At 47.5% G+C, this 1038-nt stretch carries 1 protein-coding gene; it reads left to right on the forward strand.

Translation table 11 applies throughout. From position 1 onward, the window contains the following. Window positions 1–76: 76 nt before the first annotated feature. A partial coding sequence (locus tag R7035_RS26010; protein WP_318146420.1) for a flagellin occupies window positions 77–1038 on the forward strand: 962 nt, incomplete at its 3' end.

Here is a 1038-nt window from a genome sequence, read left to right on the forward strand (position 1 = left end):
GTAACTTTGAGAGAACTACTTGGTTTTCCGAGACGTCGGAAACCGCTACACCGGAAAATCAATTGGAGAAATCACCATGGCAGTGAATGTAAACACTAACGTATCAGCGATGACCGCTCAGCGTTACCTAAACAACGCAAACTCAGCTCAACAAACTTCTATGGAGCGTTTGTCTTCGGGTTTTAAAATCAACAGCGCAAAAGATGACGCTGCGGGTCTACAAATCTCGAACCGTTTGAACGTACAAAGCCGTGGTTTGGATGTAGCGGTTCGCAACGCGAACGACGGTATCTCGATTGCACAAACGGCTGAAGGTGCAATGAATGAGACCACTAACATTCTTCAACGTATGCGTGACTTGTCTCTGCAATCAGCAAACGGTTCAAACTCGAAAGCAGAGCGCGTTGCGATTCAAGAAGAAGTGACCGCGCTAAACGACGAACTAAACCGTATCGCAGAAACCACCTCTTTCGGTGGTAACAAGCTACTAAACGGCACACACGGTGCGAAATCGTTCCAAATCGGTGCAGATAACGGTGAAGCAGTGATGCTTGAGCTAAAAGACATGCGTTCAGACAACAAAATGATGGGCGGTGTGAGCTACCAAGCTGAAAGTGGTAAAGGTAAAGACTGGAACGTTGCTGAAGGTAAGAACGACCTAAAAATCAACCTAACGGACAGCTACGGCCAAGAGCAAGAAATCAACATCAGCGCAAAAGCGGGTGACGATATCGAAGAGCTTGCGACTTACATTAACGGTCAAACTGACCTAGTGAAAGCCTCAGTAGACCAAGACGGTAAACTGCAAATCTTTGCTGGCAACAACAAAGTCGAAGGCGAAGTCGAGTTTTCAGGCGGCCTATCTGGTGAGCTAGGTTTGGGCGAAGGTAAAAAAGTAACGGTAGATACTATCGACGTAACCTCAGTTGGTGGCGCACAAGAATCTGTTGCTATCATCGATGCGGCACTGAAATACGTAGACAGCCACCGCGCAGAGCTGGGTGCATTCCAGAACCGTTTCAACCACGCAATCAGCAA

Origin of the sequence: Vibrio sp. 1731, from assembly GCF_033339955.1 — a bacterium.
Taxonomy (GTDB): domain Bacteria; phylum Pseudomonadota; class Gammaproteobacteria; order Enterobacterales; family Vibrionaceae; genus Vibrio; species Vibrio alginolyticus.